At 60.6% G+C, this 23,356-nt stretch carries 23 protein-coding genes; 12 read left to right on the top strand and 11 right to left on the bottom strand.

Features of this window, described 5'->3' with window-relative positions; all coding sequences use genetic code 11:
- Positions 1-48: 48 nt before the first annotated feature.
- From B4F27_RS00620 to B4F27_RS00605, 4 genes are all read right to left on the bottom strand, one after another.
- A complete protein-coding gene (locus tag B4F27_RS00620) occupies positions 49-753 on the bottom strand; it encodes an OmpA family protein (RefSeq protein WP_286758589.1) in 705 nt (234 codons plus the stop codon).
- Positions 740-2,179 (bottom strand): type II and III secretion system protein family protein, encoded by a 1,440-nt coding sequence (locus B4F27_RS00615; RefSeq protein ID WP_037943338.1) that lies wholly within the window; start codon positions 2,177-2,179, stop codon positions 740-742. Before B4F27_RS00615 ends, B4F27_RS00620 begins: the two co-directional genes overlap by 14 nt.
- A gap of 211 nt (positions 2,180-2,390) precedes the next feature.
- Positions 2,391-3,254: a Flp pilus assembly protein CpaB gene (gene cpaB / locus B4F27_RS00610; protein ID WP_074635840.1), complete on the bottom strand. Its 864-nt coding sequence runs from the start codon at positions 3,252-3,254 to the stop codon at positions 2,391-2,393.
- Between the two features lie 398 nt (positions 3,255-3,652).
- Positions 3,653-3,844: a Flp family type IVb pilin gene (locus B4F27_RS00605; RefSeq protein WP_037943339.1), complete on the bottom strand. Its 192-nt coding sequence runs from the start codon at positions 3,842-3,844 to the stop codon at positions 3,653-3,655.
- Positions 3,845-4,219: 375 nt separating this feature from the next.
- Between B4F27_RS00605 and B4F27_RS00600 the strand changes: the two genes are divergently transcribed.
- Positions 4,220-5,011 carry a lytic transglycosylase domain-containing protein gene (locus B4F27_RS00600; RefSeq protein ID WP_286758588.1) on the top strand — a complete coding sequence of 264 codons (792 nt, stop codon included), beginning with the start codon at positions 4,220-4,222 and terminating at the stop codon, positions 5,009-5,011.
- 77 nt (positions 5,012-5,088) lie between these two features.
- Here B4F27_RS00600 and B4F27_RS00595 read toward each other — a convergent pair whose 3' ends face one another.
- The 6 genes from B4F27_RS00595 to tldD all read right to left on the bottom strand — a co-directional run bounded on the left by B4F27_RS00595 (position 5,089) and on the right by tldD (position 12,921).
- On the bottom strand, positions 5,089-5,715 hold the full coding sequence (locus tag B4F27_RS00595) for a 3-oxoacid CoA-transferase subunit B (protein WP_009826130.1): 627 nt from the start codon (positions 5,713-5,715) through the stop codon (positions 5,089-5,091).
- The gene (locus B4F27_RS00590; protein WP_005851680.1) at positions 5,715-6,410 is read right to left on the bottom strand and encodes a CoA transferase subunit A; all 696 of its coding nucleotides are present in this window, start codon (positions 6,408-6,410) and stop codon (positions 5,715-5,717) included. The genes B4F27_RS00595 and B4F27_RS00590 overlap by 1 nt, the downstream gene beginning before the upstream one ends.
- A 203-nt stretch (positions 6,411-6,613) precedes the next feature.
- Entirely contained in the window at positions 6,614-7,186 is a 573-nt protein-coding gene (locus tag B4F27_RS00585) for a L,D-transpeptidase (RefSeq protein ID WP_005851682.1), read from the bottom strand.
- A 102-nt stretch (positions 7,187-7,288) separates the two neighbouring features.
- Complete coding sequence (topA, locus tag B4F27_RS00580) at positions 7,289-9,955, bottom strand: type I DNA topoisomerase (RefSeq protein WP_286758587.1); 2,667 nt, start codon at positions 9,953-9,955, stop codon at positions 7,289-7,291.
- 245 nt (positions 9,956-10,200) lie between these two features.
- Positions 10,201-11,340: a DNA-processing protein DprA gene (dprA, locus tag B4F27_RS00575; RefSeq protein WP_286758586.1), complete on the bottom strand. Its 1,140-nt coding sequence runs from the start codon at positions 11,338-11,340 to the stop codon at positions 10,201-10,203.
- A 156-nt stretch (positions 11,341-11,496) separates the two neighbouring features.
- Positions 11,497-12,921 carry a metalloprotease TldD gene (gene tldD / locus B4F27_RS00570; protein WP_074635831.1) on the bottom strand — a complete coding sequence of 475 codons (1,425 nt, stop codon included), beginning with the start codon at positions 12,919-12,921 and terminating at the stop codon, positions 11,497-11,499.
- Between the two features lie 179 nt (positions 12,922-13,100).
- Here tldD and coxB point away from each other — a divergent pair, with 179 nt between their 5' ends.
- The 10 genes from coxB to B4F27_RS00520 all read left to right on the top strand — a co-directional run bounded on the left by coxB (position 13,101) and on the right by B4F27_RS00520 (position 21,056).
- Positions 13,101-13,997 (top strand): cytochrome c oxidase subunit II, encoded by an 897-nt coding sequence (gene coxB / locus B4F27_RS00565; protein ID WP_037965074.1) that lies wholly within the window; start codon positions 13,101-13,103, stop codon positions 13,995-13,997.
- Between the two features lie 63 nt (positions 13,998-14,060).
- A complete protein-coding gene (gene cyoE / locus B4F27_RS00560) occupies positions 14,061-14,996 on the top strand; it encodes a heme o synthase (RefSeq protein WP_005851689.1) in 936 nt (311 codons plus the stop codon).
- Positions 14,996-15,172, top strand: coding sequence for a hypothetical protein (locus B4F27_RS00555; protein WP_005851690.1), 177 nt, complete (start codon positions 14,996-14,998; stop codon positions 15,170-15,172). Before cyoE ends, B4F27_RS00555 begins: the two co-directional genes overlap by 1 nt.
- Positions 15,172-15,747: a cytochrome c oxidase assembly protein gene (locus B4F27_RS00550; protein WP_074635829.1), complete on the top strand. Its 576-nt coding sequence runs from the start codon at positions 15,172-15,174 to the stop codon at positions 15,745-15,747. The genes B4F27_RS00555 and B4F27_RS00550 overlap by 1 nt, the downstream gene beginning before the upstream one ends.
- A 23-nt stretch (positions 15,748-15,770) precedes the next feature.
- Positions 15,771-16,574, top strand: a complete 804-nt coding sequence (locus B4F27_RS00545; RefSeq protein ID WP_005851694.1) for a cytochrome c oxidase subunit 3 — start codon at positions 15,771-15,773, stop codon at positions 16,572-16,574.
- 120 nt (positions 16,575-16,694) lie between these two features.
- Complete coding sequence (locus B4F27_RS00540; protein WP_286758585.1) at positions 16,695-17,375, top strand: SURF1 family protein; 681 nt, start codon at positions 16,695-16,697, stop codon at positions 17,373-17,375.
- Positions 17,376-17,380: 5 nt separating this feature from the next.
- Positions 17,381-18,769, top strand: a complete 1,389-nt coding sequence (gene thrC / locus B4F27_RS00535) for a threonine synthase (protein WP_009826137.1) — start codon at positions 17,381-17,383, stop codon at positions 18,767-18,769.
- Positions 18,766-20,028, top strand: a complete 1,263-nt coding sequence (locus B4F27_RS00530; RefSeq protein ID WP_005851699.1) for a M16 family metallopeptidase — start codon at positions 18,766-18,768, stop codon at positions 20,026-20,028. Before thrC ends, B4F27_RS00530 begins: the two co-directional genes overlap by 4 nt.
- Positions 20,028-20,612, top strand: a complete 585-nt coding sequence (locus B4F27_RS00525; RefSeq protein WP_005851700.1) for a GNAT family N-acetyltransferase — start codon at positions 20,028-20,030, stop codon at positions 20,610-20,612. The genes B4F27_RS00530 and B4F27_RS00525 overlap by 1 nt, the downstream gene beginning before the upstream one ends.
- A 6-nt stretch (positions 20,613-20,618) precedes the next feature.
- On the top strand, positions 20,619-21,056 hold the full coding sequence (locus B4F27_RS00520; RefSeq protein WP_286758584.1) for a VOC family protein: 438 nt from the start codon (positions 20,619-20,621) through the stop codon (positions 21,054-21,056).
- A gap of 69 nt (positions 21,057-21,125) precedes the next feature.
- Here the strand turns inward: B4F27_RS00520 and B4F27_RS00515 are convergent, their stop codons facing one another.
- Positions 21,126-21,725, bottom strand: coding sequence for a GcrA family cell cycle regulator (locus B4F27_RS00515; protein ID WP_005851702.1), 600 nt, complete (start codon positions 21,723-21,725; stop codon positions 21,126-21,128).
- A gap of 432 nt (positions 21,726-22,157) precedes the next feature.
- On the opposite strand from B4F27_RS00515, the gene B4F27_RS00510 reads away from it, so the two are divergent.
- Positions 22,158-23,333: an aspartate aminotransferase family protein gene (locus B4F27_RS00510; RefSeq protein WP_286758583.1), complete on the top strand. Its 1,176-nt coding sequence runs from the start codon at positions 22,158-22,160 to the stop codon at positions 23,331-23,333.
- The last annotated feature ends 23 nt before the right edge of the window (positions 23,334-23,356 follow it).

Below are 23,356 nucleotides of genomic sequence, written 5' to 3'. Positions count from 1 at the left end.
CCGACCGTCAGCGACGATCAGGCCTTTCTCGAGGTATCTTTTATCCGGTTATTCCGTCGCGGTTCCGGTCGATGTTGCGCCGCCCGATAGCTGAGTCGGTGGCACGGCGCTGGCAACGTAATCGCGATAGATGATCTGCGCGTATTTGCCGTCCAGAACGGTGGGATGACGCCCGACAAAGCCGCTGACTTCGGTCACTGTGCGACGGTTCGCCCGTGCGCGGCCCTGTGTCACGATCAACGGCTGCGTTTCGCCAAAGGAAACAACGGCCTCAAGACGGCTGCGGCTGATGCCTTGTGTTGACAGATACGCAACAACGGATTGTGCTCGGCGCAGGCCCAACGCTTTATTGTAGCTGTTTGAACCGACAGCATCGGTATGGCCATACACGCGGAAGCGGACCTCGGGGAATTGGCGAATCCATCCCGCTTGGCGCCGCAGCACGGCCTGCGCGGCCCCGTCCAGCTGGGCCGAGTTAAAGGCAAAGGTCACCGTGGATTCGACTTCGCCGGCAAAGCGGTTGGCCAGATCGAAGGTGTACTGGCGTTCGCCTGTCATCACCAAACGGTTGTTCAGCGTGGCGTTTCCAAAGGTGCCTAGATCGGTCAGGGATCCTGCTTCGCGGTGGAACTGGGTATAGACCGGATCAGGGCTGCTGGCACAGCCTGCCACGGTCATCGCCAAAGCGGCGCATAACCCGGTGATTTTGCCTGTCGAAGGGATCGCTGATGTCATCTGATCAATCCAATACATAGCCATATGACCCGCTAAAGTCCTGTTTGGCAACCTCGCCAGCGGCCCCTTTGGTGGGCGCTGTGCTGCCTTTGGACGTGCGACCTGACAGGAACAATTCGCTTTCCGTGGGCGGTTTGATCCGGTCGGTGGGCAGGGCCAAAGCCTCGCCGCGGGTGGGGGTCACAAGATGGGCCGTGATAATGATCACCAGTTCGGACTGGCTGCGCTGATAGTTCGCGCTGCGGAACAACGCGCCCAATACAGGCACATCGCCGATCCAGGGTAGCTGGCTGGAGTTATCGGTGAAATCGTCGGTCAGCAGGCCCGCGATCGCAAAGCTTTCGCCGTCGCGCATTTCAACCGTGGTCGAGGTTTCGCGGCGGGTGAAGGCCGAGATGTCGAAACCATTGCCCAAGGACACGCTGTTGCTGGCATCAATCGCCGACACAGCGGCTTTGAGTTCGAGGTTAATCAGGTCTTTATCCACGACACGGGGGATAAAGCTCATTTCTACGCCGAAGGGTTTGTACTGCACCGAAATCTGGTCGCCGGTCTGGGCGACAGGTACGGGGTATTCGCCACCGGCAAGGAACGTCGCCTCTTGCCCGGACAGCGCGACGAGGTTCGGTTCGGCAAGGAAGCGTACGGCGCCCTTCTGCTCCAGCGCTTCAAGCAGCAGGCCGACTTGGGTGGACCCTGCGTTAAAGCCGAACAGTACCGCGCCTGCGTTGCTGTTGGACGCAGGTGTCGTGCCGCCAAGAGAGTTTGCAATCGCGCCTGACGTATTTGTCGTATTGGTCCCGCCGTTGATCGCAAGATCATTGCCCACCAGCCCGTTCAACGCGAGCGACGCGCTTAGGGATTTGGAGACAGATCGGCTCATCTCGGCAAAGCGGACTTTCATCATCACCTGCTGGATGCCGCCGACGCTCATCAGGTTGGAGACGCGTTCCGGCGCGTAGCGTTCGGCCAGATCAAGGGCGCGCTGCAGGCGTTGGGTGGAGGACACGATGCCCGACAGGACGATACCGTCGTTGGCTGTGCGCACTTCGATCTTTTCGCCGGGCAGGATCTGCCGCAGGCGTTCCTTGAATTCAGAGACATCCGCCGCGACGCGCACATCCACGTTGGTGATCAGCTGACCGGCCGCATCCAGCAGGGTCAGCGTGGTCAGGCCAGGGGATTTGCCCAGCACATAGATGGTGCGATCAGACAGGGATGAAATATCGGCGATCCCCGGGTTGGCGATGCTAAGCTCGGCAAAGGGGATGTCGCTTTCAACCACAACCGCGCGGTTCATCGGGACTTCCAACACACGGTTGGTGCCCTTCTTGACCACGCGGAGCGTGTTGGCCTGCGCGTCGATCGGCGCAGTCAATGCAAATGGCATCGCACCAATGGTCAGTCCCAATAGGGCTGCTTTAATAAACTTATCGATTTTCATGTGACCTGCCTTTGTGATCACGCCTCAAAATAGGGTCTTTGCGCCCGCCGTTTGCGACACTGTGCGGTCCTTTGCGTTTTTTTGCAAGAATCAATGACAGGGGGGGGCGGGTATATGTGGATTAACAGCAACATATCCGAAATGGCAAAACGCCGCGCAAAGTGATGCGCGGCGGTGTTGAGGTCCGTATTTGCCCTGCCTGACAAGCAGATCAGTTGGTGCAGGGGATCGGGATTTCGACCACTTCAGCACCACGACGAGTCCGGATGGTGCAGACTTTTTCTGTAGTTGTTTCGACTTTGACCGTTTCTTCCGTCAGGCCGAGCAGGCGGCGTTGGTCGACTTCGATCTCACCGGCGACGGTGTCATCCTCTGCCCCGACGAGCGAGAGGGATAGGTCACCCGTCGATTGCGCCTGTGCCAATGCGGCAACTTGATAGGGCTGAACGGCAACAGTCACAGTATTCGCGATGGCCGCCTCGCTGCGTTCGCCGCCGGCGCTTTGGTCGATCGCGATGATCTTGACGCCTGCCTCGATCAGTTTGGTCACGTCTCCGGTATCGGCGCGGTCGTTGCCGCCTCGGTTGATGCGGCCGGTCCAGTAGACATCGACACGGTCACCGGGGCGCAGGAAGCCCGAGACGCCGCTTGATACATCGACGCGGATCGCGAAAGCACGGCTGCCCCGTTCCAGCTGCGAGGTGAGGCCGGTATCGGCACCGGGTTCGGTCACCTTCGCCGCCATAATGGCTTCGTCTTTTTCCATCGCACGCAGCACGACACGCAGGTCATCGCTGTTTTCGGGGAAAAGCGCTGCTTCTTCGATAAACGTGCCTTCGGGGATCGCATCCTCGGGCCATTTTACCTGCCGCACATCTTCGCGGGTCAGGCGCTGCCCGTATTTCAGCGGCCCGTTGGCCACGTATACACCAACCGTCGGCACAATCTGTGCCAAAGCCTCTTGGGCCTGTTGGTTGGCGCGTTGATATTCACTGATGCGGCCCTTTGCCAGATACACAGCACCACCTGCCAAGGCGATACCGGCGAGCAGGACCAGTCCAAAAACCATCCGCATGTTACTTACCTCTCTTGAGTGTGTGCCGGTCCCAGGACGCGGCGCGAAACTTATACCAATGGATAGGCGGTGATTGTGTTCAGACTATGGATAATCCGCGACCAAGCTGGGTCATTATAGTGGTGGATTGGGTTAGATGTCGCCCGGCGTCTGGGTCATCACCCGGTCTGCTAGATCCACAGTTCCGGTAGTCATGCTGACGACAATGAGAACCGCCAGAGATACCACCGCTGCGCATAAAACAACCCAGTCAACTGTGACCGCACCGCTTGGGCTTCGCCAGAATTTGATAAGCTTCGAGAGCATTGTTTTGCCTTGCGTGATGAAGGTCTAAAAAAAACTGGCCGCATTCTGTCGAGCAGAATGCGGCCAGCGAAATTTCGTGGTGTGACGAACGCTTAGCCGCCGATGCTGCCAGGGTTTTGTGTCCCCATGTAGGAGTTGGTTTTCGATGTCAGGTTGGAAGCGCCTGTTTCGATCGAGGAGTAAGCTGCCACGGCCAGGCCAACAACGGCGGCGGTCAGAACAACCCAGTCAACAGTCACAGCGCCGGATTCGTCGTTTTTGAAGTTCTTGATAAAGTTCATCATGGTATGTCCCTCCAAGGATCATAAAGTTTTCAATCTCAACCCTGTCGTCCGTTTCGATGCTTCTCTCTCAATTCCGCATCTGGCTGACTTGGTATGAGCCTATATAGCCTTGTGAATGGGGCACGAATTTGGCGGCAATTGTGACATTTCGTTTTTCAGGGCTGGTTTTTGGCAGAATTATTGTAGCCCGCTGATACAAAACAATTTTCCATCTTCATTTTTTGTTATCCTTGATGGGAAGCGGGGCAGGATTGCATCAATTATGGCGAAATCGCCATGTTCCCTGCCATGTTTGGTTGGTTTGGCGAGGGTTTCCGTGCGAGATTGCTGAAAAAGAGCATTAAATAATCAGTGCAGGCAGCGATGTTTCGACGAATGACCGTATCTTTGATGGTGGGGATGCTGGCGGCCTCGGCTGTCTGGGCAGACGCGCCCAAGCCGTTTCCCAAGTTCGAGGCAAAACGTGTGAAGCCGCCCAAGCCGGGCAGTACCAATCGGATCAATGTCTTTATCGAACCCAAGGCAGACGACGTCCCCGAGGTTGTCGCAACCGAAACCGGTGCCATCGTGCCAGCGTCACCGGGGCAGTATGATTGGTTCTGGGATCGTGTCTCTCCGGCGGTCGAGAAATCTGGCCCGGGCCGGCTGGAGGCCGCGATGATCACGCTGGCAACGGCCAGCAGTAAAATCCCCGCGCCACGCATGCAACAGATGCAAGAGATCGCCAAGGCCAACGGGATCGACATCCTCCGCTCTACCATCGGGACACAGGTGTCACCTGCGCTTGTGCTCGCGGTGATCACGGTTGAATCCGCAGGACGGCCCGATGCCATCAGCGGGGCAGGGGCGCAGGGCTTGATGCAACTGATGCCTGATACAGCGACGCGCTTTGGGGTGACCGATAGTATGGTCCCGACGCAGAATATCGCGGGCGGCGTAAAATACCTGGATTGGCTGATGGGCGAATTTGATCGCGATCCGATCTTGGTGCTGGCGGGCTATAACGCGGGCGAAGGGTCCGTGCACAAGCACGCGGGCGTGCCGCCTTTTGCCGAAACCCGTGACTATGTGCCCAAGGTGCTGGCCGCTTTTCAGGTCGCCAAGGGCCTGTGCCAGACCCCGCCCGAGCTAATCTCGGACGGATGTGTCTTTGCGGCGATGAACTGACACCAGTTTGGGGCCGAGTGTAAAAAGGGGCGCGGCCATCGCTGGCTGCGCCCCTTGTCGTTCATCGCGTCAGCAGACTAGACGATTGTCGCTTCGGTCGCGGCGCGCAGTTCGTCTTCCGTGACGCCATCGGCGCATTCAACGATCTTCAGCCCGCCTTCAACGACATCCAGCACACCTAGATTGGTGATGATGCGGTCAACGACGTTCTTGCCGGTCAGCGGCAGGGTGCATTCTTTCAGCACCTTGCTGTCGCCATGCTTGCTGGCGTGGTCCATGACCACCACAACGCGGCCCACACCCGCGACCAGATCCATCGCGCCGCCCATGCCTTTGACCAGCTTGCCGGGGATCATCCAATTGGCGAGGTCGCCGTTTTCAGCCACTTCCATCGCGCCCAGAATGGCCATGGCGATCTTGCCGCCGCGGATCATCCCGAAGGAGGTCGAGCTGTCGAAATACGAGGTGCGGTCCAGCTCGGTGATGGTCTGCTTGCCCGCGTTGATCAGGTCGGCGTCTTCCTCGCCCTCGATGGGGAAAGCCCCCATGCCCAACATGCCGTTTTCCGACTGCAAGGTCACATCCATCCCGTCGGGGATGTAGTTGGACACCAGCGTCGGAATCCCGATGCCAAGGTTCACATACCAACCGTCTTGCAGTTCCTGCGCGGCGCGTGCCGCCATTTGATTGCGATCCCAAGCCATTATGCCGTCCTCACTGTGCGCTGTTCGATGCGTTTCTCGTGATCACCCTGAATGATGCGGTGCACATAGATGCCGGGCAGGTGGATCGCGTCGCCGCCAAGGCTGCCACGGGGAACGATCTCTTCGACCTCGGCGATGCAGATCTTGCCACACATGGCCGCTGGCGGGTTGAAGTTGCGCGCCGTCTTGCGGAACACGAGGTTGCCGGTGTCATCCGCTTTCCAGGCTTTCACGATCGCCAGATCCGCAACGATGCCGCGCTCAAGGATATAGGTCTCGCCGTCGAAATCCTTGTGCTCTTTGCCTTCGGCGATCACGGTGCCAACGCCGGTCTTGGTATAGAAACCGGGGATGCCCGCGCCACCCGCACGCATACGTTCGGCCAAGGTGCCTTGCGGGTTGAATTCCAGCTCAAGCTCGCCGCCGAGATACTGGCGCATGAATTCCTTGTTCTCGCCGACGTAAGAGCTGATCATTTTCTTGACCTGCTTGGTCTGCAACAAGATACCGATGCCGAAATCATCTACGCCCGCATTGTTCGAGGCAAAGGTCAAATCCTTGGTGCCCGCGTCCCGGATCGCGTTCAGCAGCAGTTCGGGAATACCGCAAAGGCCAAAGCCCCCCGCTGCGATCAGCATGCCATCGTGCAGCACGCCTTCCAGCGCCTCGGCAGCGCTTCCATAGATTTTCTTCATTCCGGCTCCTTTCAAGAGAGGCTCACGGCCCTGTCGTATTATCGTTATACGACTTCTATGACGCGGCGTAACGAACGTGTCAAACCGCCGACGCTAATGTCAGCGGTACCAGTGAAGCTTGCCGGAAAATTCGGGTGAATGTGCGCCCACCCTGCGTCGGGTGGGCAGCTGTCGTCGCGGGATCAGTGCAGCCCGCAGAGAGGTCAGACGATGCGTACCTGCGTGCCGATGGGGGCAATCTGGTACAGCGCTTCGATCATGTGGTTGTAAAGCCCGATGCACCCGTCAGAGCTTTGCCGCCCGATCTTGCGCGTGTCATGGGTGCCGTGGATCAGATAGGCGGGCCAGCTGAGGTACATCGCATGGGTGCCAAGCGGGTTGTCCGGACCGGGCGGCATATACTTCAGATCGGGGTCGCGTTCGATCATGCTGGGTGTCGGTGTCCAGTCGGGCCCAACACGTTTGCGCACAATGCGGGTGTAGCCGCGTTTGGTCAGCTCGTCGCTGCGGGGGACGGAGGTCGGGTAAATCTTGTAGGTCTCGCCATCGCCGCCCCAATAGTGCAGCGCGCGGGAAGAGGTATCAGCCACGATCGCGGCTTTGCCCAATGTATCAAAGTGGTCCTGCCAGTTCTGGCTGGAAAATCCATTGGTATTGTGACGTACCGGTGCTGCGATCTCTGGCACCGGCGTCTGTGCGCGCAATAGGGCCGGCGTGAAAAGCGCCGCGCCCGCTGTCAGGATCAACCCGCGTCTCGAGAATGTCTGCTCTGCCATCTTTATGTCCTTCTACCGTGGCGATTGTCACAGGTAAAAGCAGCAAGGGCAGGGCGGGGCAACTCACATATATGTCATTTCATGAATATGTGAGTTGCGCTCTCACTCTTCCGGTGCGGCGGCCGATTTTGCGGGTGCCTTTTTGGCCGCTGGTTTCTTTGCGGGGGCCTTCTTGGCAGCCGTTTTCTTGGCCGGAGCCTTTTTCGCAGCGGTTTTCTTTGCTGCGGGCTTCTTGGTTGCGGCTTTGCGCTTGGCAGGGGATTTCGCCAGCTTTTCCTCGATCAGCTCAACCGCACGATCCATGGTCAGATCGGCAGGCTCGACCTCTTTGGGGATGGTAGCGTTGACTTTTTCCCACTTCACATAAGGCCCGTATTTGCCTTCCATGATGTTAACCTCGCCGCCCAGATCGGGGTGTTCGCCCATCTCGCGGATCGGTTTTGCCGCTTTGCCACGCCCGCCACGGCTGGCGACTTTCTCGGCCAGAAGCTGCACGGCGCGGTTCATGCCAACGGTGAACACCTCGTCCAGTGTTTCGAGGTTCGCATTGGTCCCGCCACGGTTCGACGTGCTGTCGGCGTGTTTGATATAGGGGCCGTAGCGCCCGATATTTGCCCAGACCATCACCCCATCTTCCGGGTGCGGGCCGATCTCTCGCGGCAACGACAGCAGCATGACAGCGCGTTCCAGCTCCAGCTCTTCGGCGGGCCAGTCCTTGGGCACCGATTGACGCGGCGGTTTTTTGTTCTCTTCGGTGACGGGGCCGCGCTGCACATAAGGGCCGAAGCGCCCTTTGAACACGCGAATCTCGTCGCCCATATCCTCGCCCAGCAGTTTGCCATCGGGCGGAATAGCCGAGGCTTCGGCCTCGGGGTCGGGCGGGCCGAAGGGGCGGGTATAGCGGCATTCAGGGTAGTTCGAACAGCCGATGAACGCGCCGCCGGACCGTGCCGTGCGCATGGACAAACGCCCGATCTCGCAGTTGGGGCACAGGCGCGGGTCGCTGCCATCCTCATTGGGCGGGAAGAGGTGCGGCTCGAGTACCTCGTTGATCTTCTCCAACACCTCGGTGATGCGCAAATCGGCTGTTTCGGCAATCGCAGCCGAGAAATCCTGCCAGAACCGGCCCAGCACATCCTTATAGTCGGCATCCGCCGCGCTCACCTTATCAAGCTGGTTTTCCAGATCGGCGGTGAAGTCATAGCCCACATATTTGCGGAAGTAATTCTCGAGGAAGGCCGTCACCAAACGGCCCTTGTCCTCGGGGAACAGACGGTTGCCTTCCTTGCGAACGTATTCGCGGTCCTGAATGGTCGTGACAACGCTGGCGTAGGTCGACGGGCGCCCGATTCCCAGCTCTTCCATGCGCTTGACCAATGTCGCTTCAGTGTAGCGGGGGGGCGGCTGGGTAAAATGCTGCTCTGGCGTGACGGCGCGTTTGTCCATCTTGTCGCCTTGGGTGATCTGCGGCAGGCGCTTGTCATCCTCGTCCACGACATCGTCTCGGCCTTCTTCGTAGACGCGCAGGAAGCCGTCGAATTTCACCACCTGGCCGGTGGCGCGCAGCCCGACCTGTTCGTCCTTGCTGCCGATCTCTACCGTGGTGCGTTCCAGACGCGCGCTTTCCATCTGGCAGGCCAGCGTGCGCTTCCAGATCAGGTCGTAAAGCTTGCGTTGATCCGGTTCGGTCAGTTTCAGCGCGTCGGCATCTTTGGTCATGTCGGTGGGGCGCACACATTCGTGCGCCTCTTGCGCGTTCTTGGCCTTGTTCTTGTAGATCCGCGGCTCGGACGGGACATACTCCGCCCCGAACCGGTCCGAGATGGCGTCCCGTGCCATCGTGATCGCCTCGGGGGCCATGTCGATGCCGTCGGTCCGCATATAGGTGATGTGACCGGCTTCATAGAGGCGCTGCGCCGTGCTCATGGTCTGGCGTGCGCCCATGCCGAACTTGCGGCTGGCTTCCTGCTGCAGGGTCGAGGTCATGAACGGGGCCGAGGGGTTGCGGCTCGCGGGTTTCGCCTCGACGCTGGTAACCGTCAGATCGCGGCTGGTGATCGCCTGTACCGCCATCTCGGCCTGGGTTTCATTGCCAAGATCAAAACGGTCCAGCTTCTTACCGGCAAGCGTCACCAGACGGGCCTCGAACTCTTGCCCGCGCGGCGTGGCGACCAGCGCCTTGACGCTCCAGTATTCGCGGTTGCGGAAGGCCTCGATCTCCATCTCGCGCTCGACGATCAGCCGCAGGGTGACCGACTGTACCCGCCCCGCCGACTTTGCACCGGGCAATTTGCGCCACAGGACGGGCGACAGGTTGAAGCCCACCAGATAATCCAGCGCGCGCCGTGCCAGATAGGCCTCTACCAGTGGCATATCGACCTGACGCGGGTTCGCCATTGCTTCGGTCACTGCCTTTTTGGTGATCTGGTTGAACACCACGCGGCTGACCGGCGTGTCCTTCTTGATCGACTTGCGCTTGGTCAGCGCCTCTTGCAGGTGCCAGCTGATCGCTTCGCCTTCGCGGTCAGGGTCAGTCGCGAGGATCAATGCGTTGTCGTCTTTCAGCGCATCCGCGATGGCTTTGACGTGTTTCTTGCTGGCTGCGGCGACTTCCCAAGTCATGTCGAACCCGTTTTCCGGGTCGACCGATCCGTCTTTGGGCGGCAGATCGCGGACGTGGCCGTAGGACGCAAGCACGGTGTAATCACTGCCGAGATACGAGTTGATCGTTTTAGCTTTGGCAGGTGATTCGACGACGACAACTGGCATAAAATTCGGCACCTTGGATCAAATTAATTCGCGTGGCTTATGCTGTGACATGTGGCGTGAAGCGAAGTTTGTCAATCCGCAGAACAGCGCGCCCCCTTTGATACACGGGCTATAAAGCGCCTTTTCGGGGGTGTTTCACGGTGCAATCCGGCCGGGGTTCCGGCTTCCAGATGGTCTAAATCCCGGGGGCGCTTTGGAGGGTCTCCAAAGCGGGGGCTGGCCCCCGATCTGCGGCCGCGTCACGCTCAGTCCGCGCGGGATACCAGCCCGCCTGCGTGGCGCAGGATATGCCCGTTCAGCTCAAGCTCGACCAGAACAGGCGTGGCGATCCCCGGTGCGACCGCCAGATCGCGCAGCAGCTGGTCTTCGGCAACGGGGCTGGGGCCAAGGCGTGACAATATATCGGTGTGCAGCGCTGCAATGTCGCGCTGCGGCGCGGGGGCGGCTGCTGTGGAAATGGGCGGGCTGGCGGCGGGAGCCTTTGCCGGTCCCAGTTGATCCATCACATCTGCGGCATTGCGCACCAGCGCCGCCCCGTCACGGATCAGCATGTTACAGCCCGCGGCACGGGCATCGAAGGGGTGGCCGGGCACGGCAAGCACCTCTCGCCCCTGATCCAGCGCGTCACGGGCGGTAATCAGGCTGCCGGATTTCGCCGCCGCTTCGACCACGACCGTTGCGCGGCTTAGCCCTGCGATGATCCTGTTGCGGCTGGGGAAATGCCGCGCCATCGGTTGCAGCCCCATCGGTTGTTCCGAAATGCGCAGCCCTTGGGCCGCGATGTCTTGGGCAAGCGTCGTATTCTCTACCGGATAGATCACATCGACGCCCCCCGCTTGCACCGCGATTGTGCCAGTGTCGAGCGTGGGCAGATGTGCCGCGGCATCAATCCCCCGCGCCAATCCCGAGACGACCGTAAACCCCGCCTCACCCAAACCGGATGCCAAGGCGCGGGCCATGCGCGTCCCGAGCGATGAGGCGTTTCGCGCGCCCACAATCGACACCAAGGGGCGGTGCAGCAGCTCGATATCTCCGATTGCCCATAGAAACGGGGGGGCGTCGTCAAGCTCTGCCAGATGAGGGGGGTAGGCTGCGCAATCATGGGCAATCAAGCGCGCGTTCGCGGCCTTTGCCGCGCGCAGCTCTGCATGGACGACATTCTCGGGGCAGATGCGATAGTCTTTCACACCTGCGGCGCGGGCGACGTCGGGCAACGCCTCAAGCGCGGTACGCGCGGTGCCGTAGTCGCGCAGCATGCGGTAATAGGTGACAACGCCGACACGGCGCGAGCGCAACAGACGAAGCCGCGCAAAGCTGTCGTCTTCCAGGGTGGGTGGGACCAAGGGGGGCGTGGAAGAGGAAGGAGTGTTGTTCCTGTCAGTCATCCCGCGTCTCCGTCCGTTGCCTCACCAGCTTTAGGCAAAGCTGCTTAACGAAACGTGAACGGCAAAGGTTTAATCCGAACTACTAATCTTCTTCGGTGTGCGATCCGGTATCGGATCACCGGAGCACCTAAGTGCATTCCGGTAATCCGTTTTCACTTAGGCGGCAGCGGCACCGCCGACGGTCAGGCCGCCGATCATCAATGTGGGCTGTCCAACGCCCACGGGCACCCATTGGCCCGCCTTGCCGCAGTTGCCCATGCCCGGATCCAGCGTGGGATCATTGCCGATGGCGCGGATCTGTTGCAGCGCTGTGGCCCCGTCTCCGATCAGCGTGGCCCCTTTGACGGGGTCGCCGACCACGCCATTGCGCACACGGTAAGCTTCGGTGCAGGAGAAAACGAATTTGCCGTTGGTGATATCCACCTGCCCGCCGCCAAAACCGACCGCATAGATGCCGTCCTTGAGGTCCGCGACGATATCACCGGGGGCCACGTCGCCGCCCAGCATATAGGTGTTGGTCATGCGCGGCATCGGGGTGTGGGCATAGGATTCGCGGCGGCCATTGCCGGTTGGGGCCACGCCCATCAGCCGGGCGTTCTGCCGGTCCTGCATATAGCCTACCAGCACACCGTCCTCGATCAGCACATTCTTGGCCGAGGGCGTGCCCTCGTCATCAACAGAGATAGACCCGCGCCGGTCGGGGAGGGTGCCATCATCCAGCACCGTCACGCCTTTGGCGGCGATGCGTTGGCCCATGAGGCCGGCAAAGGCGCTTGAGCCCTTGCGGTTGAAATCCCCTTCCAATCCGTGACCGATGGCCTCGTGCAGCAGGATGCCGGGCCAGCCGGGGCCAAGCACAACATCCATGACGCCCGCAGGCGCGGGCACGGCACGCAGGTTGACGCAGGCGATGCGCAGGGCTTCGCGCGTTTTGGCCTGCCAGTCGGCGGGGTCCAGCAGCCCGTCCAGCCCGATACGCCCGCCACCACCGGCGGTCCCGCTTTCGCGGCGGCCATCCTGTTCGACGATGACCGACACGTTCACCCGCGTCATCGGGCGCACATCGCGGACAGAGGTGCCTTCGGGGCGCAGAATCTCGACCTCCTGGATAGAGGCAGAGATAGAGGCAGAAACCTGCACGACTCGCGCGTCAAGGCTGCGAGCGAAATCGTCGATCTCGCGCAGGGTGTCGACCTTGACGGGAAAGGCCGCGCCCGCGATCGGATCTTCGTCGGTATAGAGCTTTTGATTGGTCGCGGCTGGCGCATCCGCCCATGTGCCGCCCCCCGCACCCACGGCCAGCCGTGCGGTTTCGCTTGCGCGGCGCAGGGCGGCTTCGGTGATCTCGGTCGAGTGGGCGTAGCCAGAGACATCGCCCCGCACCGCCCGCAAGCCAAAGCCTTCGGAGGCATCGTAGCTGGCCGTTTTCAGCCGCCCGTCGTCAAACACCAACCCTTCAGACCGCCGGCGTTCGAAAAACAGTTCCCCGTCGTCGGCACCTGCCACAGCGTCGCGCAGGATGGATAGCGCGGCGTCACGGTCAAGCTGCGCCTCAAAGGGGTTGAAAGGCGGCTGGCTCATAAAAATGTTCCCTGAATCGTGTCATAAAAATCGCTTCGCGTCCGTTTGACGCAAGCAGAAGTCTTTATCTTGAAGTTAGAATATGATTGTAAGCGTACAGATTACAACGGGACAGCTGCCTCCAATTGCGGGGTGCTGCTGGGATTCGCTTATCAATGGTCACAAGATCAGGACGACATATGAAACATCTTCTCTCTTTTTCGGGTCTCATGGCCGCTTTTTCCGCCGTGCCAGCAATGGCGCAGGAAAACCTTCGCATCGACGGGCTTGAAATCATTGGTGAGCCGGTAGACGGCAAGATGGGCTTTCAGCCAGCCGTGACCCGCGTCGCGCAAGACATCCACGATCTGGACCACCTGATCCTGATCATCATCACCTTGATCACCATCTTCGTGACCGGTCTTATCCTTTGGGTGGCGATCCGCTATAACCGCAAGCGCAACCCCGTTGCCGCGTCGTTCACACACCACACGCCGGTTGAAATCCTCTGGACCGTCGCACCGATCGTGATTCTGGTGCTGATCGGGGCCTATTCGCTGCCGATCCTGTTCCGTCAGCAGGAAATCCCGCAGGCCGACCTGACCATCAAAGCGACCGGCAACCAGTGGTACTGGTCCTATGAATATGTCGACGAGGGCTTTGGCTTTGACAGCTACATGATCGGTGCACCGGCTGTTGGCGGCGAAAACCGCAAAACACCCGAAGTGATCGCGCAGCTTGAAGCAGCCGGCTATACCGAACAGCAGTTCCTGCTGGCGACCGATACCGCCGTTGTGATCCCTGTCGGTCAGACCATCGTTGTTCAGGTCACCGGTTCCGACGTGATCCACTCTTGGGCGATGCCTGCCTTTGGTGTGAAACAGGACGCCGTGCCCGGCCGTCTGGCGGAGACATGGTTCACCGCCGAGAAAGAAGGCGTGTACTTCGGTCAGTGTTCCGAGCTGTGCGGCAACGCCCACGCCTATATGCCGATCACTGTGAAAGTCGTCTCGGAAGAGGCCTATGCCCAGTGGCTTGGCAACGCGAAAGAAGAGTATGCGGGCATCCCGCAGACTCTGACCGTTGCGTCCAAGTAAGGCACAGTTGCTGATGCGGGGTGCGCGAGGCGCGCCCCGGGTTCCTTTTGTATGAGAGATCGCATGACAGATACCAGCACGACACCTGCGGGCGAGTATGAGGCGCAGTTCGGCGATTATTTCGCCCTGATGAAGCCGCGCGTCATGCAGTTGGTGGTATTTACCGCACTTGTTGGCATGCTCGCAGCGCCCGAGTCTGTGCACCCCGTGATCGGCTTTGCCTCGATCCTGTTTGTTGCAATCGGGGCAGGGGCCTCGGGCGCGCTGAACATGTGGTGGGACGCCGACATCGACGCGATCATGCGCCGGACCCAAGGCCGCCCGATCCCGTCGGGGCGCGTCCAGCCGGGCGAAGCGCTGGCGATCGGTGTGGCGCTGTCGGGTATGTCTGTCGTCATGCTGGGGCTGGCGGCCAACCTGCTGGCCGCGGGTATGCTGCTGTTCACGATCCTCTTCTACGCCGTTTTCTATTCCATGTGGCTTAAGCGTGCGACGCCGCAGAACATCGTCATCGGCGGTGCTGCGGGGGCGTTCCCGCCCGTGATCGGCTGGATCATCGCCACCGGCAGCTTCTCGGTCGAGGCATGGCTGATGTTCGCGCTGATCTTCATGTGGACCCCGCCGCACTTCTGGGCCTTGGCGCTGTTCATGCGCAATGACTATGACGACGCGAAGGTGCCGATGCTGACCGTGACCCACGGCCGCCGCTCCACCCGTCGTCACATTCTGGCCTATACTGTTTTGCTGGTCATTCTGGCGGTCGGCACCGGCTTCACCTCGATCGGCGGGCCAATCTATCTGGCGACCGCGGGCGTGCTGAACCTGTTGTTCCTGATCGGGGCCTTCCGCATCTGGCAACGTGATGAAGACGACAGCGAAGCCGATGATTTCCGTGTTGAACGCAAGTTCTTCCGCCTGTCGCTATGGTATCTCTTTTTGCACTTCGGTGCCATTCTGCTTGAGGCCACCCTGCGGGGCTACGGCTTGGGAGGCTGGTAATGGGTATTCGCGCTGAACACGAGATTCACACACGCCGCCGCGGGCGCAACCTTGGCGTCGGTCTGCTGCTGGCCGCCTTCGTCGTGCTGGTCATGGCGCTGACCTTTGTCAAAATCACCAACATCGATTTCAACGATCTGCCCGGTGGTGAGCTTCAAACACAGGAGAGCAACTGATGGCCCTGTCCGGACCCGCGAAGACTGTAGTGCAAACCGTCTCTGTCGTCATCCTGATGGGCGGGCTGGCCTGGGCATCGGTGCCGTTCTACGACTGGTTCTGCCGCGTCACCGGCTTTGGCGGGACGCCGGGGCAGGTCGCGGGGGCCGAGGGCGAGGTGCTGGATCAGACGATCAAGGTGCGTTTCGACGGCAGCTTGAACGAAGATATGCCGTGGGAATTCAAACCCGTCGTCAACGAGATGGAACTGCGCATCGGCGAGACCGGGCTGGCGTTCTACGAGGCCTATAACCCAACCGATCACCCCGTCGCGGGGCAGGCGTCCTACAACGTGACGCCCTATGCCGCCGGGGCCTTCTTTGAAAAGATCGAATGTTTCTGCTTTACTGAACAGGTGCTCGCCCCCGGTGAGCGTGTTCAAATGCCCGTCAGCTTCTTTGTTGACCCCGAAATCGTCGAAGACCGTGATGCCAAGTATGTACATACGATCACACTGTCTTATACGTTCTACGAAATTGACCTGCCCGAGGACTATGAAGCCCCCGATCAGGACAGCGAGACAAACCTGAATTAAGAAAAAGGTGAGGGACTGAACCAATGGCCCATGAAAAGAACCATGACTATCACATTCTGCCGCCGTCCACATGGCCATTGCTCAGCTCCATCGCCGGCTGTGTCATGCTGGTTGGTGGTGTTTTCTGGATGCACGATGTAACCCCCTTCGTCTTCTTGGGTGGTCTGGTTGCCGTTCTGTACTGCATGTTCGGATGGTGGTCCGAGGTTGTTGCTGAAAGCCACGTCGGCGATCACACCAACGTCGTGCGCATCGGTCTGCGCTATGGCTTCATCCTGTTCATCATGTCCGAAGTGATGTTCTTTGTGGCGTGGTTCTGGACCTTCTTCAAAGAAGCCCTCTACCCGATGGATGAATTCCCGGGCTCCACATATGTGCAGCCGGATATCATTCCCGTTGACGCCTTCCACCTGCCGCTGATCAACACGCTGATCCTGCTGCTGTCGGGCTGCGCTGTCACATGGGCACACCACGCGCTGGTACATGAAAACAACCGCAAAGACCTGATCGCCGGCCTGTCCATCGCGATCGTTCTGGGCATGCTGTTCACCGCGTTCCAGGCCTATGAATACTATGAACTGCTGGCCCATGACGACTGGACCTTCGGCGGCGACCTGTTCTTCTCCAGCTTCTTCATGGCGACAGGCTTCCACGGTTTCCACGTTGTGATCGGCACGATCTTCCTTGCGGTCTGCCTGTTCCGCGCGATGAAAGGCCACTTTACCCAAGAGCAGCACGTCGGCTTTGAAGCCGCTGCCTGGTACTGGCACTTTGTTGATGTGGTCTGGCTGTTCCTCTTCTTCGCCGTCTACATGTGGGGCATCTAAGCCCGCAGTCGGCTTGCAAACCGGGCAGCAATCACTAAAAGCAACAGGCGCGCGAGGGGGACCTTGCGCGCCTTTGCATTGCCGCCACCCGTCCACGGGTGCCAACCTCAAGAGAGCTTTATGCGTCGTACGCTATTCCTGCTGATCGTCGGCCTTGGCGGGGCTGCTATCCTGATCTGGCTGGGCGTTTGGCAGATCCAGCGGCTGGCGTGGAAAGAGGCGATCATCGCCGACATCAACACCCGCATCGCCGCCGCCCCCGTCGACCTGCCCCCTACCGTCAACGCCGAGGATGACGCCTACTTGCCCGTCGCGGTGACCGGTTCCTATCACGCAGGCGAGGTGCATGTGCTTGTGTCCCAGAAAGACGTCGGCGCAGGCTACCGCGTTATCGCGCCTTTCACGCTAGAGGATGGCCGCCGCATCATGGTCGACCGCGGCTTTGTCCTGACGACGGACAAGGACGCCCCCCGCGCTTTGGGCCCCGCGACGGTGACGGGCAATCTGCAATGGCCGCGCGAAACCGATAGCTTCACCCCCGAGGCCGACCTGAAGGGCAACATCTGGTTCGCCCGCGATGTGCCGGATATGGCGCAAACGCTTGGCACCGACCCCGTTCTTCTGGTTGCGCGTAGCAGCACGCCTCAGCCAGCGGGGATCAGCCCGTTGCCCGTCGATACTGCCCGTATTCCCAACGACCACTTGCAATATGCCATCACTTGGTTCTCTCTTGCCGCGATCTGGCTTGGGATGAGCCTGTTCTTCTTGCGCCGCCGCCGCGCGCCCAAAACCGAAAGCTGACCCTTATGCGTTATGTCTCCACCCGTGGTTCCGCCCCCGTTTTGTCGTTCGAAGAGGCACTGCTGACCGGCCTCGCCCGTGACGGCGGCCTGTATGTGCCCGAAACGATCCCGACGCTCGGCACCGATGAGCTGCGCGAGATGGCCACGATGTCCTACGAGGATGTCGCCTTTCGTGTGATGAAGCCCTTTGTCGGCGACACATTCAGCGACGATGAATTCAAGGCACTGATCGCCAAGGCTTATGCGGGCTTCAACCACAAGGTGCGCGCGCCGCTGGTGCAGCTTGAACAGGGGCACTTCCTGCTTGAACTGTTCCACGGTCCCACGCTGGCGTTCAAAGACTTTGCCATGCAGTTGATCGGCCACATGTTCCAGGCCGTGCTGTCGCGCAAGGGGGAACGGGTGACCATCGTCGGTGCGACCTCGGGCGATACCGGATCAGCCGCGATCGAAGCCTTCCGCGGGCTGGATAACGTCGATGTCTTCATCCTCTTCCCCCATGGCCGCGTGTCCGAAGTGCAGCGCCGACAGATGACCACACCATCGGAAAGCAACGTGCACGCGCTGGCGCTGGACGGTGATTTCGACGACTGTCAGGCGCGCCTGAAAGACATGTTCAACGACCACGCTTTCCGTGACGGGGTGCAACTGGCAGGGGTCAATAGCATCAACTGGGGCCGCGTGCTGGCGCAGGTGGTCTATTACTTCACCGCAGGGCTCGCTATGGGCGCGCTGGACCGCAAGGTCAGCTTTACCGTGCCCACGGGCAACTTCGGCGATATCTTCGCGGGCTATATCGCGCGCGAAATGGGACTGCCGATTGCCGATCTGGTTGTTGCGACGAACCAGAATGACATCCTGCACCGCTGCCTGACCACAGGCGGCTACCACAAGGGCGAGGTTCATGCCTCTATCAGCCCATCGATGGATATTCAGGTCAGCTCCAACTTTGAACGCGCCTTGTATTTCGCCTACGGCCAAGACAGCGACGCGATCAATGCGCTGATGGGCGATCTGGCGAAGGGTGGGTTCGACGTGGGCGACAATGCCCTGCGCGATCTGCAAAACACCTATAAATCGGGCCGCGTGTCCGAAGAGGAAACCAGCGAGACGATCAAGGCCTTCTACGCCGACACAAACGAACTGCTGTGCCCGCATTCTGCCATCGGGGTGCGCGTGGGGGCGGCCTTGCGTGATCCGGCGACGCCGATGATCACGCTGGCCACCGCGCATCCGGCCAAGTTCCCCGACGCGGTCGAAGCCGCCACAGGCCAGCGCCCGCCGCTGCCCGACCACATGGCCGATCTGTTCGACCGCGAAGAACGCGTGACCCGCGTGCCGAACGACCTTGAGGCGCTCAAGGATATCATTAAAGGGGGCATCGCTCAGTGAGCTTGCAACAACACCGCCTGTCCAACGGCTTTCGTATCGTAACCGAACATATGCCGGGGCTTGCATCGGCATCTATCGGGGTCTGGGTTTCGGCGGGCGCGCGGCATGAGACGGCCACGCAAAACGGTATCGCGCATTTCCTTGAGCATATGGCGTTCAAGGGCACGGCCAAGCGCACGTCGTTGCAAATCGCCGAAGCGATCGAGGATGTGGGCGGCTATATCAACGCCTATACCTCGCGTGAAGTGACGGCTTATTACGTGCGCGTGTTGGAAAATGACGTGTCGCTGGGGCTGGATGTGATCGCGGATATCCTGCGCAATCCCGTCCTTGATAATGGCGAGATCGAGGTAGAGCGCGGCGTGATCCTGCAAGAGATCGGTCAGGCGCTGGATACGCCGGATGATGTGATCTTTGACTGGTTACAGGAAAAGGCATACCCCAACCAACCCATCGGGCGCACCATTCTGGGCCCGTCCGAACGCGTGTCGAATTTTAGCCGCGAAGACCTGTCGGGCTTTATCAGTCAGCATTACGGCCCCGACCAGATGATCCTCGCCGCCGCTGGGGCGGTGGACCATGACGAAATCGTACGCCTTGCTGAACAGCTGTTCGGCGACATGCCCCCCAAGCCTCTCTTCGACGTAGATGCTGCCAAATTCAGCGGCGGTGAAGTGCGCCAGTTGAAACCGCTTGAGCAAGCGCATTTCGCCCTCGGGTTCGAAGCGCCCGGCTACCGCGCCGATGATATCTATGTCGCGCAGATCTATGCCTCTGCCCTGGGGGGCGGCATGTCGAGCCGCCTGTTCCAGGAGGTCCGCGAGAACCGCGGCCTGTGCTATACGATCTTTGCGCAGGCGGGGGCCTATGCCGATACGGGCATGATGACGATCTATGCTGGCACCAGCGGCGAACAGCTGCCCGAACTGGCGGGCATCACGATTGATGAGATGAAGCGCGCCGCGTCCGACATGTCCCCGGCCGAGGTTGCAAGGGCACGGGCGCAGATGAAGGCTGGCCTGCTGATGGGGCTGGAGAGCCCGTCGAACCGCGCGGAACGTCTGGCGCGTCTGATCCAGATCTGGGACCGCGTCCCCCCGCTGGAAGAGACCATCGCGCAGATCGACGCGGTCACCACAGGCGACGTGCGCGACTTTGCCCAGAATATCGCCGCCAGCGCCCCTGCGGCATTGGCGCTTTATGGTCCCGTAGACGGCGCCCCCACATTGGAAGAACTTCAGGAGCGTCGCGCTGCCTGATGCAACTGCTGAAACGAAAGCTTGCCATTGAAACCGAAAGGCTGACGTTGCGCCCACCGGTGCATGCTGACTTCCGCCCCTGGGCCACCCTGCGGTCGGACAGCATCACCTACCTCACCCCGTGGGAGCCGTCCTGGGCACCGGACCACCTGTCGCGCAAAGCGTTTACCAATCGGGTCTACTGGGCCAACCGGTCGGTCTCTGCGGGGACGGCGCTGCCGCTGTTCCTGATCCGCCGCAAGGATAACATGCTGATCGGGGCGATCACGCTGGATAACATCCGTCGCGGCCCGGCACAGGCGGGCACCTTGGGGTATTGGACCGGCGAACAATTCGCCCGCCGTGGCTATATGCGCGAAGCCATCGAGGCGACGGTGCACCACGCCTTCACCCGTCTGGACATCAGCCGTGTCGAGGCCGCCTGCCTGCCCGAGAACATCGCCTCGCGCGGGTTGCTGGAAAAGACCGGTTTCAAGTACGAAGGCGTCGCGCAAAGCTATCTGCAAATCGACGGGCGCTGGCGGACCCATGTGCTGTATGCGCAGCTGCGCGGGGACCGTCGGGGCAAGACCGCAGCGGGGTAGGGGGCTATGATCGCCTATGTCACTGTCGGGGCAGACGACCTTGCACGTGCCAAACGCTTCTATACCGCTTTCCTGCCAGCCTTGGGCTATGCCTTGACCGAAGGTCCCAAAGGCTTGAGCTTTGTGCTGTCGCAGGCTGCGGGGCACCCCGTGGCCTTGCCAGATTTCTACGTCAAACCGACCTTTGATGGCGCGCCGGCTTCTGCTGGCAACGGGTCGATGATCGCGTTCGAAGCAACCAACCAGGCACAGGTGCGCGTGCTACACGCCGCAGCGCTGGCCGCGGGCGGCAGCGATGAGGGCCAGCCGGGGTTTCGCGCCACCTATGGTCCGCGCTTCTACGTCAGCTACCTGCGCGACCCCCAAGGCAACAAGATCGCGTTGTTCTGTGATAATCCGGCAGAGCCGGGCAGGGATGATCCACCCCCTGCGCCGACGCGTTGATATGAAAAAGGCCAGACATCGCTGTCTGGCCTTTCGTTACTCTGATGTCCGCAGCGGCTTACTGGCGGCTTAGCGGCGGCGGTCGCGCCGCGCACTCATCGGTTGGAAGGCGACGCCGACGTGCGCCTCGCAATAGGGCTTGCCCTGCTGTACGGGCAGACCACAGAACCAGAAATCATCCGTTGCAGGGTCACCGACGGGCCATTTGCAGGTCCGCTCTGTCAGGTCCATCAGGCCGATCTTCTTCGACTTTTTCTCGACCTCGCTCACCTTGGCAAGCGCCTCAGGGCTGATCTCGTTCGCGGAGGGCTGCGGCGGCAGCGGCTGACCGGCGGGAATGATCTTGGCGCGCGCGGGCAGGTTGGGACGGGGCGCTGGCGCAGCCTCTGCCGGTTCCGGCTCTGCGGCTTCGGGGGCGGGTTCAGCCTTGGGTTTGGCGGCTGCGGCGGGTTTTGCGGCCGGCTTGGCCTTGGCTTCCGGTTTGGCAGCCGCAGCAGGCGCGGCGGCGGGCGCTGCGGTTGCGGTCCGGTTGGACAGCCCCAGACGATGCACCTTGCCGATCACGGCATTGCGGGTCACACCGCCCAACTCCTTTGCAATCTGGCTTGCGGATTGGCCCTCGCCCCACATTTTCTTCAGGATCTCTACGCGGTCATCGGTCCAAGACATTTGGCGTCCTTAGCTAACAAGCGGCCCTTCTCAGGACCGCCGTGGAAAAATCTCAAGCCCCTATACTAATCACTGACAGCTTGGGTGCAAGGCGCGAACGGGCGATTGGGACGGCAGCGGCGGCAAACGCTCCCTTAAAACCACAGCAAAGCAGCCCCGGCACCGTTCGTGCGACAGATTGCGGCGATCGCGCGCCAATTTTTGCTTTGCAAGCCGCGAAAAGCTGCTTATGCAAACGGCATGATCAACCGTTCGACATCCTCTTTGCGACGACGCCAAGGCTAATTGGCGACACCGGCCCCTGACACGGGGGGCACGGCATTGATCTTTTGCGACATAAATTGCGTCGCACCCCTTCAAATCTTATTGACCCTCTCCGTCACACATGGCCTTTTGTGCCTTTGATGCGGCCAACCCATAAGGATGATCCTGATGATCCCATCTGTTCTGCCGACCTATTCACGCGCCCCCCTGAGCTTTGTCAAAGGCGAAGGGTCCTGGTTGATTGAACAGGACGGCCGCCGATTTCTGGATCTGGGCGCAGGCATTGCGGTGAACGCGCTTGGCCATGCGCACCCCGCGCTGGTGGCGGCGCTGACCGAACAGGCGGGGCAGCTTTGGCATACCTCGAACCTCTACGAGATCCCCCAGCAACAGGAACTGGCCGACCGGCTGGTCGCGCTCAGCTTTGCCGATACGGTGTTCTTCACCAACTCCGGCACCGAGGCATGCGAACTGGCGGTCAAGATGGCGCGCAAGTATTTCTACGACAAGGGCCAGTCCGACCGGACCGAGATCATCACCTTCTCGGGTTCGTTCCACGGGCGGTCATCTGCCGGGATCGCGGCGGCAGGATCCGAGAAAATGACTAAAGGCTTCGGCCCGCTGCTCCCCGGTTTCAAACATATCGAATTTGGCGATATGGAGGCGCTTGGCGCGGCGATCACCGATACCACAGCCGCCATCATGATCGAGCCGGTGCAGGGCGAAGGCGGCATCCGTCCCGTGCCGGATGCTGACCTCAAACAGATGCGCGCGCTGTGCGACACACACGGGCTGCTGTTGATCTTTGACGAGGTGCAATGCGGCGTGGGTCGCACCGGCAAGATGTTCGCCCATGAATGGGCCGGCGTCACCCCCGACATCATGATGGTCGCCAAAGGCATCGGCGGCGGTTTCCCCCTGGGCGCAGTGCTGGCTACAGAGAACGCGGCCTTTGGCATGACGGCGGGCACCCACGGGTCGACCTATGGCGGCAACCCGCTGGGCTGTGCCGTGGGCAATGCTGTGGTCAATATCATCGGCACAGACGCCTTTCTTGACGATGTGAACCGCAAGGCCGGCCTGATGCGCCAAAAGCTCGAAGGATTGGTCGCCAGCCACCCTGACGTGTTCGAAAGCGTACGCGGCAGCGGGTTGATGTTGGGGCTGAAATGCAAAACCACCAACAGCGATGTCGTCGCCGCAGGGTACCGTCACGAGGTCATCACAGTACCGGCGGCAGATAACGTGATCCGCCTGCTGCCCCCTCTCAATATCACCGATGAAGACATCGCCGAGGCCGTCTCCCGCCTTGATCAAGCGGCCAGCAGCCTTGCTGCCAGCTGACCTTCATTTTGCCCTATAAACTC

Source organism: Sulfitobacter sp. UBA1132, assembly GCF_002311545.1.
Taxonomy (GTDB): Bacteria; Pseudomonadota; Alphaproteobacteria; order Rhodobacterales; family Rhodobacteraceae; genus Sulfitobacter; species Sulfitobacter pontiacus.
This window is presented reverse-complemented; position numbering and strand designations above follow the sequence as displayed.

Coding starts and splice junctions, on each gene's coding strand:
- B4F27_RS00590 (WP_005851680.1), bottom strand. CDS start 6,410: ATGAAGAAAATCTATGGAAGCGCTGCCGAGGCGCTGGAAGGCGTGCTG.
- B4F27_RS00550 (WP_074635829.1), top strand. CDS start 15,172: ATGGCCCTGTCCGGACCCGCGAAGACTGTAGTGCAAACCGTCTCTGTC.
- tldD (WP_074635831.1), bottom strand. CDS start 12,921: ATGAGCCAGCCGCCTTTCAACCCCTTTGAGGCGCAGCTTGACCGTGAC.
- B4F27_RS00595 (WP_009826130.1), bottom strand. CDS start 5,715: ATGGCTTGGGATCGCAATCAAATGGCGGCACGCGCCGCGCAGGAACTG.
- B4F27_RS00515 (WP_005851702.1), bottom strand. CDS start 21,725: ATGTCTTGGACCGATGACCGCGTAGAGATCCTGAAGAAAATGTGGGGC.
- B4F27_RS00545 (WP_005851694.1), top strand. CDS start 15,771: ATGGCCCATGAAAAGAACCATGACTATCACATTCTGCCGCCGTCCACA.
- B4F27_RS00540 (WP_286758585.1), top strand. CDS start 16,695: ATGCGTCGTACGCTATTCCTGCTGATCGTCGGCCTTGGCGGGGCTGCT.
- cyoE (WP_005851689.1), top strand. CDS start 14,061: ATGACAGATACCAGCACGACACCTGCGGGCGAGTATGAGGCGCAGTTC.
- dprA (WP_286758586.1), bottom strand. CDS start 11,340: ATGACTGACAGGAACAACACTCCTTCCTCTTCCACGCCCCCCTTGGTC.
- thrC (WP_009826137.1), top strand. CDS start 17,381: ATGCGTTATGTCTCCACCCGTGGTTCCGCCCCCGTTTTGTCGTTCGAA.
- B4F27_RS00620 (WP_286758589.1), bottom strand. CDS start 753: ATGTATTGGATTGATCAGATGACATCAGCGATCCCTTCGACAGGCAAA.
- B4F27_RS00615 (WP_037943338.1), bottom strand. CDS start 2,179: ATGAAAATCGATAAGTTTATTAAAGCAGCCCTATTGGGACTGACCATT.
- B4F27_RS00525 (WP_005851700.1), top strand. CDS start 20,028: ATGCAACTGCTGAAACGAAAGCTTGCCATTGAAACCGAAAGGCTGACG.
- topA (WP_286758587.1), bottom strand. CDS start 9,955: ATGCCAGTTGTCGTCGTCGAATCACCTGCCAAAGCTAAAACGATCAAC.
- cpaB (WP_074635840.1), bottom strand. CDS start 3,254: ATGCGGATGGTTTTTGGACTGGTCCTGCTCGCCGGTATCGCCTTGGCA.
- B4F27_RS00605 (WP_037943339.1), bottom strand. CDS start 3,844: ATGATGAACTTTATCAAGAACTTCAAAAACGACGAATCCGGCGCTGTG.
- B4F27_RS00600 (WP_286758588.1), top strand. CDS start 4,220: ATGACCGTATCTTTGATGGTGGGGATGCTGGCGGCCTCGGCTGTCTGG.
- B4F27_RS00510 (WP_286758583.1), top strand. CDS start 22,158: ATGATCCCATCTGTTCTGCCGACCTATTCACGCGCCCCCCTGAGCTTT.
- B4F27_RS00520 (WP_286758584.1), top strand. CDS start 20,619: ATGATCGCCTATGTCACTGTCGGGGCAGACGACCTTGCACGTGCCAAA.
- B4F27_RS00555 (WP_005851690.1), top strand. CDS start 14,996: ATGGGTATTCGCGCTGAACACGAGATTCACACACGCCGCCGCGGGCGC.
- B4F27_RS00585 (WP_005851682.1), bottom strand. CDS start 7,186: ATGGCAGAGCAGACATTCTCGAGACGCGGGTTGATCCTGACAGCGGGC.
- coxB (WP_037965074.1), top strand. CDS start 13,101: ATGAAACATCTTCTCTCTTTTTCGGGTCTCATGGCCGCTTTTTCCGCC.